This is a genomic window from Burkholderia sp. Bp9140 (genome assembly GCF_003853425.1).
GTDB lineage: Bacteria > Pseudomonadota > Gammaproteobacteria > Burkholderiales > Burkholderiaceae > Burkholderia.
In genome coordinates this window covers 11,940-28,543 of sequence record NZ_QTPQ01000047.1, presented here as the reverse complement: position 1 = coordinate 28,543, position 16,604 = coordinate 11,940, and the positions used below count along the sequence as shown (strand labels likewise).

The 16,604-nt window shown below is 62.6% G+C and carries 18 protein-coding genes and 2 pseudogenes; 15 read left to right on the top strand and 5 right to left on the bottom strand.

Annotated elements, in window-relative coordinates; translation table 11 throughout:
- Positions 1–15: 15 nt before the first annotated feature.
- Positions 16–963 carry a LysR family transcriptional regulator gene (locus DIE21_RS31130; RefSeq protein WP_124501270.1) on the top strand — a complete coding sequence of 316 codons (948 nt, stop codon included), beginning with the start codon at positions 16–18 and terminating at the stop codon, positions 961–963.
- 140 nt (positions 964–1,103) lie between these two features.
- Here the strand turns inward: DIE21_RS31130 and DIE21_RS31125 are convergent, their stop codons facing one another.
- Entirely contained in the window at positions 1,104–1,406 is a 303-nt protein-coding gene (locus DIE21_RS31125; RefSeq protein ID WP_124501269.1) for a DUF4148 domain-containing protein, read from the bottom strand.
- 223 nt (positions 1,407–1,629) lie between these two features.
- A complete protein-coding gene (locus tag DIE21_RS31120) occupies positions 1,630–2,772 on the bottom strand; it encodes a porin (protein ID WP_124501268.1) in 1,143 nt (380 codons plus the stop codon).
- 308 nt (positions 2,773–3,080) lie between these two features.
- Here DIE21_RS31120 and DIE21_RS31115 point away from each other — a divergent pair, with 308 nt between their 5' ends.
- From DIE21_RS31115 to DIE21_RS38015, 5 genes are all read left to right on the top strand, one after another.
- On the top strand, positions 3,081–3,545 hold the full coding sequence (locus DIE21_RS31115; RefSeq protein ID WP_124501267.1) for a VOC family protein: 465 nt from the start codon (positions 3,081–3,083) through the stop codon (positions 3,543–3,545).
- Positions 3,546–3,619: 74 nt separating this feature from the next.
- Positions 3,620–4,861, top strand: a complete 1,242-nt coding sequence (gene codA, locus DIE21_RS31110) for a cytosine deaminase (protein ID WP_124501301.1) — start codon at positions 3,620–3,622, stop codon at positions 4,859–4,861.
- 398 nt (positions 4,862–5,259) lie between these two features.
- Entirely contained in the window at positions 5,260–5,856 is a 597-nt protein-coding gene (locus DIE21_RS38025; protein WP_260426705.1) for a hypothetical protein, read from the top strand.
- Complete coding sequence (locus DIE21_RS38020; protein ID WP_260426706.1) at positions 5,766–6,038, top strand: hypothetical protein; 273 nt, start codon at positions 5,766–5,768, stop codon at positions 6,036–6,038. Before DIE21_RS38025 ends, DIE21_RS38020 begins: the two co-directional genes overlap by 91 nt.
- 43 nt (positions 6,039–6,081) lie before the next feature.
- Positions 6,082–6,558: a hypothetical protein gene (locus DIE21_RS38015; RefSeq protein WP_260426707.1), complete on the top strand. Its 477-nt coding sequence runs from the start codon at positions 6,082–6,084 to the stop codon at positions 6,556–6,558.
- Positions 6,559–6,733: 175 nt separating this feature from the next.
- Here DIE21_RS38015 and DIE21_RS31100 read toward each other — a convergent pair whose 3' ends face one another.
- Entirely contained in the window at positions 6,734–7,120 is a 387-nt protein-coding gene (locus tag DIE21_RS31100; RefSeq protein WP_124501266.1) for a hypothetical protein, read from the bottom strand.
- 269 nt (positions 7,121–7,389) lie between these two features.
- Here DIE21_RS31100 and DIE21_RS31095 point away from each other — a divergent pair, with 269 nt between their 5' ends.
- The 7 genes and pseudogenes from DIE21_RS31095 to DIE21_RS31055 all read left to right on the top strand — a co-directional run bounded on the left by DIE21_RS31095 (position 7,390) and on the right by DIE21_RS31055 (position 13,209).
- Positions 7,390–8,109, top strand: coding sequence for a GntR family transcriptional regulator (locus DIE21_RS31095; RefSeq protein ID WP_124501265.1), 720 nt, complete (start codon positions 7,390–7,392; stop codon positions 8,107–8,109).
- A gap of 356 nt (positions 8,110–8,465) precedes the next feature.
- Positions 8,466–8,900 carry a PAS domain-containing protein gene (locus DIE21_RS31090; protein ID WP_124501264.1) on the top strand — a complete coding sequence of 145 codons (435 nt, stop codon included), beginning with the start codon at positions 8,466–8,468 and terminating at the stop codon, positions 8,898–8,900.
- A 638-nt stretch (positions 8,901–9,538) separates the two neighbouring features.
- Complete coding sequence (gene frc, locus DIE21_RS31080; RefSeq protein WP_124501263.1) at positions 9,539–10,786, top strand: formyl-CoA transferase; 1,248 nt, start codon at positions 9,539–9,541, stop codon at positions 10,784–10,786.
- A gap of 39 nt (positions 10,787–10,825) precedes the next feature.
- Positions 10,826–11,103: pseudogene (locus DIE21_RS38335) on the top strand (hypothetical protein); the annotation flags it as partial.
- An 83-nt stretch (positions 11,104–11,186) separates the two neighbouring features.
- Positions 11,187–11,402: a hypothetical protein gene (locus DIE21_RS31070; protein ID WP_124501262.1), complete on the top strand. Its 216-nt coding sequence runs from the start codon at positions 11,187–11,189 to the stop codon at positions 11,400–11,402.
- A gap of 33 nt (positions 11,403–11,435) precedes the next feature.
- On the top strand, positions 11,436–12,116 hold the full coding sequence (locus DIE21_RS31065) for a GntR family transcriptional regulator (protein ID WP_124501300.1): 681 nt from the start codon (positions 11,436–11,438) through the stop codon (positions 12,114–12,116).
- A 535-nt stretch (positions 12,117–12,651) separates the two neighbouring features.
- Positions 12,652–13,209, top strand: coding sequence for an NADP transhydrogenase subunit beta (locus DIE21_RS31055; RefSeq protein WP_124501261.1), 558 nt, complete (start codon positions 12,652–12,654; stop codon positions 13,207–13,209).
- A gap of 88 nt (positions 13,210–13,297) precedes the next feature.
- Here the strand turns inward: DIE21_RS31055 and DIE21_RS31050 are convergent, their stop codons facing one another.
- Together DIE21_RS31050 and DIE21_RS31045 are read right to left on the bottom strand one after the other, a co-directional pair.
- Entirely contained in the window at positions 13,298–13,555 is a 258-nt protein-coding gene (locus DIE21_RS31050) for a hypothetical protein (protein ID WP_124501260.1), read from the bottom strand.
- Positions 13,556–13,653: 98 nt separating this feature from the next.
- Positions 13,654–14,598 (bottom strand): LysR family transcriptional regulator, encoded by a 945-nt coding sequence (locus DIE21_RS31045; protein WP_124501259.1) that lies wholly within the window; start codon positions 14,596–14,598, stop codon positions 13,654–13,656.
- A 350-nt stretch (positions 14,599–14,948) separates the two neighbouring features.
- Here DIE21_RS31045 and oxlT point away from each other — a divergent pair, with 350 nt between their 5' ends.
- Both oxlT and DIE21_RS38190 read left to right on the top strand, forming a co-directional pair.
- Complete coding sequence (oxlT, locus tag DIE21_RS31040) at positions 14,949–16,289, top strand: oxalate/formate MFS antiporter (protein WP_124501258.1); 1,341 nt, start codon at positions 14,949–14,951, stop codon at positions 16,287–16,289.
- Positions 16,207–16,449, top strand: a pseudogene (locus DIE21_RS38190) (LysR family transcriptional regulator); the annotation flags it as partial. The gene oxlT and the pseudogene DIE21_RS38190, both read left to right, overlap by 83 nt.
- Positions 16,450–16,604: the final 155 nt, after the last annotated feature.

Here is a 16,604-nt window from a genome sequence, read left to right as displayed (position 1 = left end):
AGGTGGTTCACAGGAATGGATACGCTACAAAACATGCGGGTGTTTACGCGCGTCGTCGAGACGGGCAGTTTCACCGCGGCCGCGCAATCGCTGAATTCGACGACGGGCGCGATGTCGCGCGCCGTGTCGGAGCTCGAGGCGCGCCTGCGCACCCGTCTGATGAATCGCTCGACGCGCCGTCTCGCGCTGACGTCGGCCGGAGAAAGCTATCTGCGGCGCTGCCGCCAGATCCTCGCCGACGTCGATCGCGCCGAAGAAGAGGCGAGCTGCGCGCACGAGCGGCCGGCCGGCGTGCTGCGCATGCACAGCTTCGCGAGCGTCGGCCATCACTACGTGATGCCCGCGCTGACGCGCTATCACACCCAGTATCCGGACGTGTCGATCGAGCTGTCGCTGTCGCAGCGCATGCCCGACCTGTTCGACGGCACGAGCGACATGGCGGTCGTGACCGCGTCGTCGCTGCCCGATTCGGAGCTCGTGTCGCATCTGCTGGGCTCGACCTTCAGCATCCTGTGCGCGTCGCCCGAGTACGTGAAGCGCCACGGCGCGCCGGCCCGCCCGCAGGATCTCGGCGCGCACGCGTGCCTGACGCTCTGCACGCCTGCATTTCCGACCCACGAATGGGTGCTCGAGGGCGCCGAGGGCGTCGAGCAGATCCATGTCGCCGGGCCGGTGCAGACCAATACGGCCGAGTCGCTCGCGCTGGCGATCCGCGACGGCATCGGGATCGGCATGCTGCCGCTGTATTCGGCGATCGACGCGCTGCAGGACGGCACGCTCGTGCGCGTGCTGCCCGGGCATATCCTGCAGAAGATGAATGTGTATGCGCTGTATCCGTCGCGCCGCTTCGTCGACGCGAAGGTGCGCACCTGGGTCGAGATGCTGCGTGCGCAGGTGCCGGGGATGATCGCGCGCGACGTCGAGATGCTGAACGCGATCGACCGCGAACCGCAGGCTGCCTGAGGGCGAACACGGAAACAGGATGGAGGATGGCGGCGTGCCGGACGGCGCGCTGTCCGGCCGCATCGTTACGGGCCGGTTCGCGCGATATCCGCCGCGCCCGCTGGACACATGTCATGCGGGCGCGGCGTTGCTGCATGCATTCAGAGCGCGGGCTTCGCTGCCACGCCCGATTCGGTTGCGCCCGCACCGGCCGGGCCATATGCGGCTTGCGCAGCCTTGTGCTCGGCGAGCCGTTTTGCTGCCAGGCGTTCCTGCGCGGCCATGATGTCGTCCGGATAGTTGCCGGCGTCGCCGAGCGACGGGTTGTAGCCCACCGATTCGAGGTCATAGAGCTCCTGCAGCACCTGCGCACGCGTGACGGGCGACTTTGCGGATTGCGCGAACGACAGGGCCGGTGCGGCAAGCAGGACGGCAGCGGCGGCGGTTACGACGAGCGATTTCACGATGTTCTCCTGTGGACGGGGTAGCGGGCCGGTTCGGCGATCGAGGTTCGATCCGAACCGTCGACGCCAGTCTATGCAGCGCGCATCGTCACAAAAACCCCGATTCCCGGCAGGCAGCTTTCCAGATGGCACAACATTGGGGCGCGCCGCCCGCGGCGCATGAACCCGTCTGTCAGGACAGGTTCACGGCTGACGGGCGACGCGCCGTCCTGCGGAGCAGAACTCAGAACCGCGTACGCATGCCGATCGTGCCGACGATCTGGTTCGCGGTGCTCGATGCGCCGCCCGACGTGTTGATGAACGCCTGGTAGCCGCGGCCCGACGCGTGCTGGTACATCGCTTCCGCGTACAGGTCGGTGCGGCGCGACAGCTTGTACACCGCCTGCAGGTCGACCTGGTGCCACTTCGGATCGGTGCCGTGCTTGCTGTCCGGGTTCGACACGCTGGCGTCTGTGTACACGTAGGCCGCGCCGAGGCTGACGGCCGGCGTCACCGCATAGCGCACGTTCACGTCGTAGTTGTTGAACGCGACCTGGCCGGTGGAGCCGAACGAGCCCGAATTGTCGTATTGCGAGCGCGTATAGACGAAGCCGACCGTCGCCGGGCCGAACACGTAGCTGACACCGCCACCGTACGTGCGCATGCGGTCCGCGCCTACCGACCAGCCGCCCTGGCTCACGCTCTTCGCTTCGGCCACGTCGGTCGCGCCCGGGCTCGCGCTCGTCGAGCCCTTCGTGCCGTTCATCTGCAGGTACGCGCCGGCCAGCTTCAGCGGGCCGTTCGTGTAGCTCGCCGCCACGCTGTACGCGCGGTTGCCGGCGAAGTTCGTCGAGTTCGAGAAGCCGTACAGCGCGCCGACCTTGAAGCCCGCGAGCGTATCGCTCGTGTACTTCACCGCGTTGTTGATGCGCACCGAGTGGTTCAGGTTGTCGTTGTCGAACGGATGCGCGAAGCCCGCATCGCCGAAGTCGCCGGCCGTCGCGGACAGCGGCGCGACGAAGTCGACCATCGTGTCGTACTGGCGGCCGAGCGTCAGCGTGCCGTAGCCGCTGTGGGTCAGGCCGACGTAGGCGTGACGGCCGAACAGCTTGCCGTCCTGGCCGAGCGCGCCGTTGTTCGCGTTGAAGCCGTTCTCGAGCACGAACAGCGCCTTCAGGCCGCCGCCGAGATCCTCGGTGCCGCGCAGGCCGAAGCGGCTGCCGTTGATGGTGCCGGTGGTCATGCGCCACAGCGATGCGCCGCCCGCGTTGTTGGTGTAGGCGATGCCGGCGTCGATCAGGCCGTACAGCGTGACCGAGCTCTGTGCGTGGGCGAGCGGGGCGAACAGCGCGGCCGTGCATGCGGCGGCAACCAGGGTTTTTTTCATGTAGCAGCTCCTGCGTGTGGGACGGGTGACCAAAGTTCGGCGCAAGTGTAGGGGCGGGTTCGCGCGATTCCGGCCGTCGGCGCGCGAGCGCTCCATTGCGCGTTGTGCAACAGTGCGTCACACGCCGTTCACAAATCGGTGCCGAGGCCCAATGGCGCGCGTTTTCGCCGACGGCGCGCCACGAGATGCGGGGGCGTCGCGCACGCCGTGTCGCGCATTGACAACACGCACGGCGCCGGCGCGGGAGTTGATTGCGGCGCCGCGCGCGTGGAGAATGAGCAGACCCATACCGAGATCCGGAGACCCCGATGACTGCGCCTCGCCGTCCTTCGTTCAGTGTCGCGCTGTGCTATCGCGACCCGAAAGCCGCGCTGGCGTGGCTCGAACGCGCATTCGGCTTCGAGCGCTCGATCGTCGTCACCACGCCGGAAGGCGACATCGCGCATGCTGAGATGAAATTCGGCGACGGCCTCGTCATGATCGGCGGCGCGTGGGCCGACTTCATCGCATCGCCGGAAGACACGGGCGATCGCAACACGCAGAACGTCCACGTGCATCTTCCCGACGACGCGGACCTCGACGCGCACTGCGAGCGCGCGCGTGCCGCCGGCGCCGAGATCCTGCAGGCGCCGGCCGACCAGTTCTACGGCGATCGCATGTATCGCGCGCGTGATCCGGGCCGGCATGTGTGGACCTTCGGCAAGCACGTGCGCGACGTGACGAACGACGAGATGAGCGCGGCGACCGGCCTGAAGATCGAAGATTTCAACTGAGCGCCGCATACATCGCCCGAACCGCTTTTCCCCACCACGCGGCGCACCGGCGCCGCATGACGCCCTGGACCTACATGAACCTCTTCAATGCACGCCTGCGCGGCCGCGACGGGCTGTTCACGATCGGCATCGATGGCGACAGGATCGCGCGAATCGACGCGCAACCCGCGCCGTTGGCGCCGGCCGGCGCCGACGATCTCGACGCGGGCGGCCGCCTCGCGATCCCGCCGCTCGTCGAGCCGCATATCCATCTCGATGCCGTGCTCACGGCCGGCGAGCCGGCCTGGAACATGAGCGGCACGCTGTTCGAGGGGATCGAGCGCTGGTCCGAGCGCAAGGCGACGATCACGCACGAGGACACGAAGACACGTGCGCATGCGGCAATCGGCATGCTGCGCGATCACGGCATCCAGCACGTGCGCACCCATGTCGACGTCACCGATCCGACGCTCGCCGCGCTGAAGGCGATGCGCGAAGTGAAGGACGAGGCGCGCGGACTGATCGACCTGCAGATCGTCGCGTTTCCGCAGGAAGGCATCGAGTCGTTCGACGGCGGCCGTGCGCTGATGGAGCAGGCGATCGACCTCGGTGCGGACGTCGTCGGCGGGATCCCGCATTTCGAGAACACGCGCGAGCAGGGCGTCAGCTCGATCCGCTTCCTGATGGAGCTGGCCGAGCGCACCGGCTGCCTCGTCGACGTGCACTGCGACGAGACCGACGATCCGCATTCGCGCTTTCTGGAGGTGCTCGCGGAAGAAGCGCGCGTGCGCGGAATGGGCGCGCGCGTGACGGCGAGCCACACGACCGCGATGGGCTCGTACGACAACGCGTACTGCTCGAAGCTGTTCCGGTTGCTGAAGCGCGCGGGCCTGAACTTCGTCTCGTGCCCGACCGAGAGCATCCACCTGCAAGGGCGTTTCGACACGTTTCCGAAGCGGCGCGGGCTCACGCGGGTCGCGGAGCTCGATCGCGCGGGCCTGAACGTGTGCTTCGGGCAGGATTCGATCAGGGATCCGTGGTATCCGCTCGGCAACGGCAATATCCTGCGCGTGCTCGACGCCGGCCTGCACATCTGCCACATGATGGGCTACCAGGACCTGCAGCGCTGCCTCGACTTCGTGACCGATCACAGCGCGACGACGATGCATCTCGGCGACGGCTATGGGATCTCGGTCGGACGGCCGGCGAACCTGGTTGTGCTCGACGCCGACAGCGACTACGAAGCGGTGCGCCGGCAGGTGAAGGCCACGCTGTCGGTGCGCCACGGGAAGGTGATCATGCGGCGCGAACCGGAGCGTGTCACGTATCCGGAGTGAGAGGGGCGGGTCGGGAGGCGGCAGCACCGGCGAGGGTCGCCTCTCGTTGTGTATTCGTAAAATGCATGAGTTGATCAGAAAAATACGTTTATTTCATGAGAGGTCGACGCCTACGATGCGGTCCTGACGGCGGCGTGCATGGTGTGCGCCGTCTTGTCGATCCAAGTTCGCCGACCTCATGCGCCTCGATCTCCCGTCCGCTCCAGCGTCTTCTTCGCCTTCCGCCATTCAAGGCTTCCCGGGTATTCCGATAGCTTCCGAATACGCCATTTAGATCCTTGATTTAAAAGAGATTTATGGGTGGCGGCGTGCTTGCGGCTACCATTGACGTCCCGCACAATTTCCTCACGAAGTATGGGTATCCGCGTTGGCCGATCGATGAGGTGCTGGTGCGTCACGTGACGAACGGTGTCCACGTGCCGACCTGGGATTCCGCGTGGTCGGACGATCTGTGGACCCGCGCTTGCGGGAAGGGCCGCTGGCTCGGCGCGGTCGATGGCCACACGGCGGCCGTCGCCGCGTGCGACGACGAGACGCTCTGGGCGCTGTCGGCCCAGCAGCGCCGCGACCTCGTCCGTTATGCGCGCGCGCGGCTCGCGTGGCAGCTCGGACAGCGAGGCGAGCCGTCCGACAAGCTCGCCTATGCGTCGCGCGTGCTCGATCCGAACATCCCGACGCTCGGCTTTGCGCGCCGCTTCACGGGCTACAAGCGTCCGAACCTGCTGTTGCGCGATTCGGCACGCCTTGCACGCCTGCTGACGAACGAAAAGCTGACCGTGCAGCTCATCGTTACGGGCAAGGCGCACCCTGACGACGTGGAGGGCAAGGAACTGATCCACGAGTGGTTCGATGACACACTGTTTCGACGCTGCGCACGGGCGTGGTATACATTGAGGACTACGATATGGCGCTCGCGCAGCAGCTTGTGCAAGGCGTCGATGTGTGGATCAACACGCCGCGGCGCGCGTGGGAGGCATGCGGTACGAGCGGGATGAAGGTGCTCGCAAACGGCGGGCTCAACCTCTCCTCGCTCGACGGCTGGTGGGCGGAAGCCTATCAGCCGCGCTACGGCTGGGCGATCGGCGACGACAACGGCAACAACAACGACGCGGACGATGCTGAGCACCTCTACGAATTGCTCGAGGACGACATCGTGCCGGCGTTCTACCGCACGTGACGAGGGCATACCGCGAGACTGGGCGCAACGCGTGCGCGCGAGCATGTCGGAACTTGCGCCGCGCTTCGGCAGCAACCGGATGCTGCGCGAATATCTGGATGGCTTCTACTGGCCGGCGGCCGTCGCGTATCGCGATCGCTTGCGCGACGGCGGCAAGCTCGCGCGCGTGCTCGCCGAGTGGGAGGCGACACTCGGCGCGCGCTGGCACGAGGTACATTTCGGCTCGATGTCGGTGCGTTGCGAACGCGACGCGTGGCATATCTGCGTGCCGGTTTATCTCGGCGAAGTGCCGGCCGAGTGGGGGCTTGTCGAGTTTTACGCGGACACGGAGCAGGGGCAACCTGCAGAGTGTGCGTTGATGAGCGAAGGAGTACCGATCGCCGGAGCGATCCAGCGATACCTTTACCATGGGACGCTCGCTGCCAGGCGGCCTGCAGAGCATTACACGCCGCGTGTGCGCGTCGCGCGCGACGGCGTGTTCGTGCCGGCCGAGCTCAGCCTCATTGCATGGTATCGGTGACTGCTTGTGCGTGCAGCATGGGGCCGCCCCGCCTGCGCCCTGACAGCGGTGGGCCGGATATGGCGTAGGAATCCTCTCTTTCCGAACTTCAAATCCGGCGCCGGGTGTCAACCGTTCGCTGGCCGCGTCAATTCCGGCTGCCTTACGCCACGCTTCGTCGTGTCAGTGCCGACGTTCAGGCGCCCGCCAGTGCAGGCAATCCCGCATCGTCGCCGAAATACTGCGAGCGCGTGAAACCCGCTGCCCGTTGCGAGTGGTAGCCGTCGCACGATGCCTCGATGCGCGTCGGCAGCACGTCCGGCGTGTGCGCGCTCTTCTTCGCGAGGATTGCTGCGCTCAGGAACTCCGCGCTATACGCATTGAGCAGATGCGGTTGTTGCGCCTCGATGTAGGCAACAACGCGAGCGTGGTCGCCATCGATCGCCGCGAGCGACATCAGCGTTTGCGCATCCCAGCGAAAGCGCAGCCCCAAGTCGGCGAATGCGCTGTTGAACGCGCACAGCTGCGCATTGACTGCGCGGTCGTAGTCGGTCCGTTGTCCATCGTCGTGTGCATTGCGCATGATCCCCTCCATTTCATCGATTACGTGACGACAGCATAGGTCGGGCTATGGATTCACGATAGTTAAAGTTTTCTGTAAAAACCATTCTTTAATGCTTATGGATTGGGTGCAGCAAAGCAGAGTGCAGGGGAGCTGGTTTCAGGAGAACATGTGATATACAGTATTGTGAATATGTGATCTGGGAAAAAGCGAGGCCGAACGACCGCGCCTGTACGGCCCACGATCGAGCGGACCATCACCGTAATCGACAACGAGGAGATACGTCGACCATGTCCACCGACACGCCAGAGAATGTCCGCGCGGTCCCGTTGAGCCTGAACCTCACGCCGATCAGCGCGACGGCATCGCTGCGCGACCAGGCGTATGTGCGACTCAAGCAGGTGATCGCGGATACCGACATCTATCACTCACATGAAGAGGTACGTCTCGATGAAAAGGAACTGACCGAGGCGCTCGGCGTGAGCCGCACGCCAGTACGTGAAGCGATGACGCTGCTCGAGCAGGAAGGCTTTCTGCGCACGGTGCCGCGCCGCGGCGTCTATATCCTGCGCAAGACGAAGAAAGAGATCGTCGAGATGATCTGCATGTGGGCTGCGCTTGAAAGCGTGGCGGCACGCCTCGCGACGCTGCGCGCGTCGAACGAGAACATTGCGCGCCTGCGGGCCATGTTCGATCAATTCAGCCGGGCTGCACCGACCGATCACATCGAGGAGTACTCGGAGGTGAACATCGCGTTCCATCAGGCGCTCGTCGAATTGTCCGGCTCGCAGATCATCCTCGACACGATCAATAACATCATCATGCACGTGCGCGCGATACGCCGCATGACGATCGCGCAAAGCGACCGCGCGTCGCGTTCGATCGAAGATCACATGCGCATCATCGAAGCGCTCGAGGCGCGCGATACCGAGCGCGTCGAAACGCTCGTGCGTCAGCACTCGCTCGATCTCGCGCAGTACGTCGAAGCGCATTGCGATTTTCTGGACTAAGGCTGCCGTCATACCCGCACGGCAACCCCGGGACTATCCCGGGCCGGCGCATGTGCAGTACGCGATCCGATCGCCGACACGCCTCACACACAAAGCACTGGCGACCTTGTGCGATGCAGCAGCATGAGCAGGCATCTGCAAAAAGCCATTGACTAATACTGTGTATGGAATATTGTATATTACGTCGCGCGGCATTCTTGCGCCAAGGAGGCGACATCATGGCAGATGGGGTGGGGGAACTCGATCAAGTTCCCGGACCTGACGCCGTGCCGTGCGAACGAAGGAGTCACTCGAATGGCGTCCAGGCGGGCGCTGTTTTTCACTGAGCGGTATCCATATGACGCACGAGCCCGACTATGCAAGCAGCTATCATTGACTACCAACAACTGGTGAACGCGATCGGCGATGCCGTCGTGATCTCGGACAGGAGCGGCGCGATTACGATGTGGAATCCCGCAGCAGAACGCATGTTCGGCTTCACGCCAGGAGAAGCGCTCGGCAATTCGCTGGATCTGATCATTCCCGAACGTCTGCGCGGGCGTCATTGGGAAGGCTACGAAAAGACGATGGCGACCGGGCAGACGCGCTATGGCAACGACGTCCTTCGAGTGCCCGCTGTTCACAAGGACGGCCGCGCACTGTCGATCGCTTTTACGGTCGCACTCTTGTATTCGGACGAGCGCGAATTGACGGGCATCGTCGCGGTGATTCGCGACGAAACCGCGCGCTTCCAGGAAGATCGAAATCTGCGCAAGCGCATCGCGGAACTGGAGGCGCGCGTCAGCGCCTGACGTGTCGTTCCGGGCGCTCGAACCTGGGCGGCATGCGTGCCGCCTTTGTACTCGCGCAGTCAATATCACGTCGAACGTCGTTGCGACGAGCAGCGCGGAGAACATCGACGCGTGTAGAAACGCGTGTGCCGTATCAACTCGAATTATCGGCCATGCAGTTCATTCACAGCGGCGATTGGGCCGCCTGTACCATCGTCCGCAAACTCGATGACGGCGCGCATGCGCCCCTTCTTGCCCTATCAACAGGACGTCGATCTCACCGTATTCGCAAGCGCAACCGCGGCTATCGTGGCTGCGCGCGTCGTCGCTCCATTGATCGGACAGGACGCACGTTGACGACAACACTCGCGGCCGAGTCGGTCACTTGACGCTCTTCGCGAGGGCGCCGGTCATCGCAAGCGCAATTATCTTTCGGGCGCAGCGCGTCGCGGGTGGGGCGCGTCTTCAGCGCGGGTTGAGTATCGGTGCGGCCAATACGGGTTTGCCCTCATCGGAAATCGCCGGAAAAAGCTTGCCCAAACGCCATGCTGTAAATACGATATATCACATATCATGTGTGTCGATGCCTGGGCAAGGTGAGTCCGGACTGGCACGAAAAGCGTCAGCGGCGAACAGCAATCAACGATGGGAGATGTAGCATGAGCAAAGCACTCGACGGTGTGCGCATTCTCGATTTCACGCACGTGCAGTCGGGGCCGACCTGCACGCAGCTGCTCGCGTGGTTCGGGGCGGACGTGATCAAGGTCGAACGCGCAGGCGCGGGCGACGTCACGCGTGAACAGCTGCGCGACGTTCCCGATGCCGACAGCTTGTACTTCACGATGCTCAACCACAACAAGCGTTCGGTGACGATCGACGCGAAGCACCCGGAAGGCAAGCTGGTGCTGGAGGCGCTGATCCGGAAGTGCGACGTGCTGGTGGAGAACTTCGCGCCGGGCGCGCTGGACCGGATGGGCTTCACGTGGGAGCACATCCAGGAACTGAATCCGCAGATGATCGTCGCGTCGGTGAAGGGCTTCGGTCCGGGGCCGTACGAGGACTGCAAGGTCTATGAGAACGTCGCGCAGTGCGTGGGCGGCGCGGCGTCGACGACGGGTTTCGACGACGGCCCGCCGGTGGTGACAGGTGCTCAGATCGGCGACAGCGGCACGGGCCTGCATCTGGCGCTGGGCATCGTGACGGCGTTGTATCAGCGCACGATAACGGGCCGTGGGCAGAAGGTGCTCGCGGCGATGCAGGATGGCGTGCTGAACCTGTGCCGCGTGAAGTTGCGCGACCAGCAGCGTCTGGAGCGCACGGGCGTGATGAAGGAGTATCCGCAGTATCCGAACGGCGCATTCGGCGAGGCGGTGCCGCGGGCGGGCAATGCGTCAGGCGGCGGACAGCCGGGATGGATCCTGAAATGCAAGGGCTGGGAGCACGATCCGAACGCGTACATCTACTTCATTACGCAGGCGCCGGTGTGGGTGAGGATCTGCAACGTGATCGGCAGGGAAGAGTGGGCGACGGACCCGGAGTACGCCACGCCCGGCGCGCGGCTGCCGCGGTTGAAGGAGATCTTCGAGGAGATCGAGCGCTGGACGAAGACGAAGACGAAGTTGGATGCGATGGCGATCCTTAACCAGCACAACATTCCGTGCGGGCCGATCCTGTCGATGAAGGAGATCGCTGAAGACGAATCGCTGCGCAGGACGGGCACGATCGTCGAGGTCGATCATCCGGTGCGGGGCAAGTACTTGACGGTCGGAAACCCGATCAAGCTGTCCGACAGCCCGACGGAGGTAACGCGCTCGCCATTGCTCGGCGAGCATACGGACGAGGTGATGGTCGAACTCGGCTATTCGCCGGCACAGATCGACGCGCTCAGAGCCTGCGGTGCGATCTGAAACGAGCAAGCGAACGAACAGCCGAGGCTGAACGCCCGACTGGAGGCGAAGGCCGTGGCCGATCGCTTCGCCGTGCACTTCCGCGTGCCGTGGAAAGGCGTGTCAACGGCGCGAGCGCGGTGGGCGCGCACAAGACGGCGATGCTGCATGACCTCGAGGCCGGACGTATGATCGAAATTGATTCACTGCGGATGGTGGTGCAGGAGATTGCGCTTGCGGGCGGGAAAAAGCGTAATATCGATCGGACCCGTAATGGCGGTTCCGCACCGACCATCCGTGCTTTGGATCTGTTGTGGTGCTTGAGCAACAGTATCTGATATACTAAATACAAGATGCTTGATTCATGTCGCGACGCAGCATATGATTGAGTGATTCAATCATCAATTGGCTGGAGCAACTCATGGATCTCGTGTCGCTTGCAATCTTTGCCGTCGCCCTCGTGGGCCTGGGTTCGGCCGCAACCGTGCTGTTGACCTCTTGGGTGCCGCTGCATGTCGCCGAACTTGCGTCGAAGCACGGCCGTTATGTCGGTCTCGAAGCCGCAACCGGGCGTGAGGCCATGCCGAACGACTCGCGCGTTGGAGCAGTGATGGGCGCGATCGGCTCGTCGAACTAAGCGAACCTGGTAGTGAATACTCCTGTTCTGAACCTGCCTCTGGCGCTGCATCCAATCGGCAATAGCGCCAGCCTCCGCGACCAGGCCTACGCGATGTTGCGCCAGGCCATCGCGGATGCCGACATTTACGCGTCGCGCGAAGAGATTCGTCTCGACGAGCGCGTGCTGAGCGAATCGCTCGGTGTGAGCCGCACGCCCGTTCGCGAGGCAATGACGCTGCTCGAGCAGGACGGTTTTCTGCGCATGGTTCCGCGGCGCGGCATCTACATCGTGCGCAAGAGCAAGCGTGAGATCGTCGAAATGATCCAGATGTGGGCCGCGCTCGAAAGCATGGCCGCACGTCTTGCCACGCAGCACGCAACTGACGAAGAGATCGCGAAACTGCGCCACATGTTCGACCAGTTCCGTGACTCGACGCCTGCCGAACATATCACCGAGTACTCGGATGCGAACATCGCGTTCCATCAGGCGATTGTCGAACTGTCGAAGTCGCAGATCATTCTTGACACGATCAAGAACATCTTCATTCATGTGCGCGCAATTCGCCGCATGACGATTTCTCAGAGCGACCGCGCGTCGCGGTCGATCGTCGACCATTTGCGAATCATCGAGGCGCTGGAAAAGCGCGATACCGAACTGGCGGAGCGTCTGGTGCGCGATCACTCGCTCGGGCTTGCCGCGTTTGTCGAGTCAAATTGCGATTTTCTCGACTGAGCGCTCTGCGCTCCGTCAACCCCCGTTGAAGCCGAAGGCCGGCGGACCTGAAGGTCCGCCGGCTTTTTTATCGCCTGACGGGCCGCGTCGTCCGGCGCGCTTGTCCGGCGATGAAGCCGGCCACCGGGCTTCTTTGTGCGCGCGCGTCCTTCGGATGCTGCGCCAGATCTACCGCTTTGGCGGCCTGGGCGCCGAAGTTGTATTCGCAAGGCCAGATGGGAGAGGGGCTGAAGTGTTCTCCGGGACTCCCCCAAGTGTGGCTGAAAGCGCTTGCGACGATCTGTTATATCACATACTGTATTGAGTGTCGGTGCCGATGCGCGACAGGTACCTGACAGCGGGCAACCCGATCAAGCGGACGGACAGTCCCACGTAGGTGACGCGTGTTCGCCCGTGCCCGACGAGCACACGGATGAAGTGATGGCAGAACCCGGCTATTCGCCGGCACCGACCGACGCGCTCAGAGCGTGTGGCGCGATCCGAGCGAGTAACGGAACGAAACAACAGCGAATGCACGAAGCGAGGAGGAGGTTGCATGCCGGACTGGGCTAGCTTCATCACGTGGTCGGGGCTTGAGCGCCTGGAACTTTGTGTGTTTGTTTTCGCGGGCGCGTTGGTGATTGCGATAACGGCAACAGTGCTCGTCAACCGGCTGACGCATGGCAGGCGAAACACGTGGCAAGGTGCACCCGGCGACAAGGTCATCGATATGGTCGCGCTCGGATTGTGTGTCTGGATTGGTTATGCTTTCGTCAACGAGCCTGCGCAAACGCCTGGAATCGTAGCGCTGTTCGCGGTGAGCCTGCTGGCCGCCGCGTTGGGCGCGCATGTGATGCTGACCATGCATGAGCATCACGCGCGCGCGCCCGCGCATTGCGGCATGTCACCACGACGCGGCGCGACGTTGCGCCTCGCGTGGGACGGCGATCCTTCGCATCTGCAGCCTGCAGACGATTTCACGCAGCACTGGACGTGGTCGATCAATCCGCGCCGTGCGCAGCCGCGCTGCGCATCATCTGCGCGGAACGCGCAAATGACACATGCAACGATGCGCGTGCGTAGCCGCCAACGCCATCAGGCAAAGCGACACTGACGAAACACGTAGCGGCAACTGCGTCGCGAACCATCAGGTTCGCGAGCGCGGAGGTCGAAGAGAATCACGAATGAACTGCAATTGTGCGTCATCGAGCCATGGGCTCGCGATAGAGCTGGTTTTTCCGGTCGAAAATCAGTTGCACGAGAAAAGCGGCGTCGTAGGCGTTGAGCAGATGCGAATGAAAGCGCTCGATGTAGGCCGTAATGCGTGCAGGTTCATTGCTGACGTCGTCGAAGAAATCGAGCGTGTCCTGGGTCCAGCGAAAACGTAAGCCCAGATCGCTGAACGCGGCGTTATAGGCGCTCAGCAACGCTTCATTATGCAAATCGGCAGATTGATTCATCGCGATCTCCCAAGCGGTCGAGTGATGTGACTCGGAAGAAGCATAGAGGTCGCGATGAATACACAATAATTAAATTTTCATTGGCATTCCATAGCGCGTCATCTATGGACGGTCAATTGATTTACGTGCGTGATCTGCTCGATCAGATCCGCACCTTCTTCCAGCAAAAAGCGCTTGAACGCAACCGCAACAGGCGGAAGCCGCTTGTTCTTGCGATGAACGACGTACCAGTTGAGCATCACCGGAAAGCCTTCGACATCGAGCACGGCGAGATGCCCGAGCTGCAATTCGAGGCTGATGGTATGTGCGGACAGAAACGCGATGCCCATGCCTGCAATCACGGCCTGCTTGATCGTCTCCGTGCTCTTGATCTCCATCGCGATGTTGAGGTTCGTAAGACGCCCTGCAAAGCCCTCTTCCATCGAATTCCACGTGTCCGAGCCACGTTCGCGCACGACGAACGATTCGCTCGCGAGCTGGCTGATCTTGATGTTGCGCTTGCTGGCAAGTGGATGCGAGGGCGCCGCCACAATCACATACGGATGCGGCGCGAACGCCTCGTTGATCGAATCCATTTCTTGTGGCGGCCGCACCATTACCGCGAGATCGGTCTGATTGGTTGCCAGCTGGTGCAGCAGTTCCTCGCGGTTGTGCACTGCAAGGTTCAGTTCGACACCCGTATAGCGTCGCGTGAATTCGGCGAGCAGCCGCGGAAAGAAGTAGTCGCCCGCGCTGATGGCCGCGACGTTCAGCTTGCCGCCCGAGATGCCTTTCAACTGGCCCATCGCTTCATCCACTTCATGAAACTGCTGAATGATCGCTCGGCTGTAATGAAGCATTTCCGTGCCTGCTGGCGTCAGATAGATCTTTTTGCCGAGCTGTTCGAAGAGCGGCAGGCCAGCGTGCTCCTCGAGCTGCTTGACCTGGGTGGAGACGGCGGGCTGCGTGAGGTGCAGTTCCTCGGCCGCGCGCGAGAAGCTGAGGTGCCGCGCCACCGTCTCGAACACTTTCAGCTGGCGCAGGGTGGCGTTACGCATCGTCATGGTGGATGTATAAGCGAAGATGAATCCTCATGGTAACAAACTTTAATTATCAGTAATTCAGCAGAGACCCTAGGATGAATTCTGCAATGGACGATGGAACGCGTGAGCATCGGGTTAACGCTGAAAACAAGGCCCGGCGCGGTGAAATCGAGAAAAAATGACCTGCAGGCGCCTATTCGTCCGAGCAATGAGCCGTAAATCAGATTAAAGATTTTTAGAAAAGAAGCGCTTGAATTTTCGTTGCGAAATACACCCGACGCGGTCCGATCGGGACGCAACGATAAGGTATGCATGCATACAGACCGGATTTTTGGTCGGCTACCCTAAATATAGATGGCGGAGACAGGTACATGAACAGCATTTCTCAGCAAGCTCCGGTAGCGTTTTGGCGCAGCCGCTGGTGGCAGCTAGCATTCGGCATCCTGTGTATGGCGCTCGTCGCCAATCTGCAATATGCGTGGACGTTGTTCGTCGCGCCGATGAGTGCAAAGCATCATTGGGGGCAAGCTGAAGTTCAGCTCGCGTTCTCGATTTTCATTCTCACCGAAACGTGGCTGGTGCCGGTGGAAGGGTGGCTCGTCGACCGCTTCGGTCCGAAGCCTGTCGTGGCGGGCGGTGCGATCTGCGTAGGGCTTGCGTGGGTGATGAACTCGTTTGCGACGACGCTGCCCGAACTCTATATAGCGTCCGTCATCGCCGGTATCGGTGCGGGCGGCGTGTATGGCACCTGCGTCGGCAACGCGCTCAAGTGGTTTCCGGACAAGCGCGGCCTCGCCGCCGGCCTGACGGCGGCGGGCTTCGGCGCGGGCGCGGCGGTGACAGTGATTCCGATCGCAAACATGATCACGCGCTCAGGTTACGAGCACACATTCCTGTTCTTCGGCATTCTGCAAGGGGTGTGCATTTTCCTGCTCGCGTTGATGCTGAGAAAGCCCGACACCGCAAAAGTGTCACCTGCCAAGCGCAAATTCGCTGTCACGAAAACGGACTATACGCCGGGTCAGATGATCAAGGCGCCGGTGTTCTGGGTGATCTACGCGTCGTTTGTCGCGGTGGCGGCAGGTGGCCTGATGGCGACGGCGCAACTTGGTCCGATTGCCAAGGACTGGGGGCTCGCCAAGCTGCCGATGAGTCTCTTCGGCATGACGCTGCCGCTGCTCACGATGACGCTGTCGATCGACAACATCTGCAACGGCTTCACGCGTCCGTTGTGCGGCTTCATTTCCGACAAGATCGGCCGAGAGAACACGATGTTCGCGATCTTTATCGGCGAAGGGCTTGCGCTGCTGGGCCTGATGCAATATGGCCAGAACCCCTATGCGTTCATGACATTCGCAGCACTGATTTTCCTGTTCTGGGGCGAGATCTTCTCGATCTTCCCGGCGCTTTGCGCCGATACGTTCGGCAGCAAGTACGCCGCGGCGAACGCGGGCACGCTTTATACGGCGAAGGGTACGGCGTCGCTCATCGTGCCGATCGCTTCGGTGCTCGCCACGACGGGCGGGTGGAATCTCGTGTTCCTCGTGTCGGCGATAGTCACGATTGGGGCAGGCGTGTCGGCGAAATTCATTCTCGCGCCGATGCGTGCACGCTGGATCGCTTCAACGAATGAGAAGTGTGACGAACACGTGCCGGAACTCGCGGCAAGCGGACCCGGCCTGCGTCACTGGCCGGAACAGACTGGCGAATAACGTTCGTGTCAGCGCGCCGGGATCTGAACACATGAACGTAACGCTGCAGCAACTGAAGGTGTTCATCGCCGTCGCGCGCCAGCGGAGTTTCACTCGCGCGGCACGCGAGTTCGATTTGACGCAGTCGGCCGCTAGCCGGCGCGTGCGCGAACTTGAAGAGGCTATCGCACTGCGCCTCTTCGATCGCACCACGCGTCAGGTAGAGCTGACGACGGCGGGCTCCCGGCTCGAACGACGCATCGGCTGTCTGATCGAAGAATTCGAAATGACGCTGCGCGACGTGCAAGCCGCACGTGAAGAACCCACGGGGTTCGT

Excerpts from the sequence above, each read along its gene's own strand:
- frc (WP_124501263.1), top strand. The coding sequence starts at position 9,539 with ATGAGCAAAGCACTCGACGGTGTGCGCATTCTCGATTTCACGCACGTG.
- DIE21_RS31050 (WP_124501260.1), bottom strand. The coding sequence starts at position 13,555 with ATGAATCAATCTGCCGATTTGCATAATGAAGCGTTGCTGAGCGCCTAT.
- DIE21_RS31055 (WP_124501261.1), top strand. The coding sequence starts at position 12,652 with ATGCCGGACTGGGCTAGCTTCATCACGTGGTCGGGGCTTGAGCGCCTG.
- DIE21_RS31100 (WP_124501266.1), bottom strand. The coding sequence starts at position 7,120 with ATGCGCAATGCACACGACGATGGACAACGGACCGACTACGACCGCGCA.
- DIE21_RS31130 (WP_124501270.1), top strand. The coding sequence starts at position 16 with ATGGATACGCTACAAAACATGCGGGTGTTTACGCGCGTCGTCGAGACG.
- DIE21_RS31070 (WP_124501262.1), top strand. The coding sequence starts at position 11,187 with ATGGATCTCGTGTCGCTTGCAATCTTTGCCGTCGCCCTCGTGGGCCTG.
- DIE21_RS31045 (WP_124501259.1), bottom strand. The coding sequence starts at position 14,598 with ATGACGATGCGTAACGCCACCCTGCGCCAGCTGAAAGTGTTCGAGACG.
- DIE21_RS31095 (WP_124501265.1), top strand. The coding sequence starts at position 7,390 with ATGTCCACCGACACGCCAGAGAATGTCCGCGCGGTCCCGTTGAGCCTG.
- DIE21_RS38015 (WP_260426707.1), top strand. The coding sequence starts at position 6,082 with ATGTCGGAACTTGCGCCGCGCTTCGGCAGCAACCGGATGCTGCGCGAA.
- DIE21_RS38020 (WP_260426706.1), top strand. The coding sequence starts at position 5,766 with ATGGCGCTCGCGCAGCAGCTTGTGCAAGGCGTCGATGTGTGGATCAAC.
- DIE21_RS31115 (WP_124501267.1), top strand. The coding sequence starts at position 3,081 with ATGACTGCGCCTCGCCGTCCTTCGTTCAGTGTCGCGCTGTGCTATCGC.
- DIE21_RS31120 (WP_124501268.1), bottom strand. The coding sequence starts at position 2,772 with ATGAAAAAAACCCTGGTTGCCGCCGCATGCACGGCCGCGCTGTTCGCC.
- oxlT (WP_124501258.1), top strand. The coding sequence starts at position 14,949 with ATGAACAGCATTTCTCAGCAAGCTCCGGTAGCGTTTTGGCGCAGCCGC.
- codA (WP_124501301.1), top strand. The coding sequence starts at position 3,620 with ATGAACCTCTTCAATGCACGCCTGCGCGGCCGCGACGGGCTGTTCACG.
- DIE21_RS31090 (WP_124501264.1), top strand. The coding sequence starts at position 8,466 with ATGCAAGCAGCTATCATTGACTACCAACAACTGGTGAACGCGATCGGC.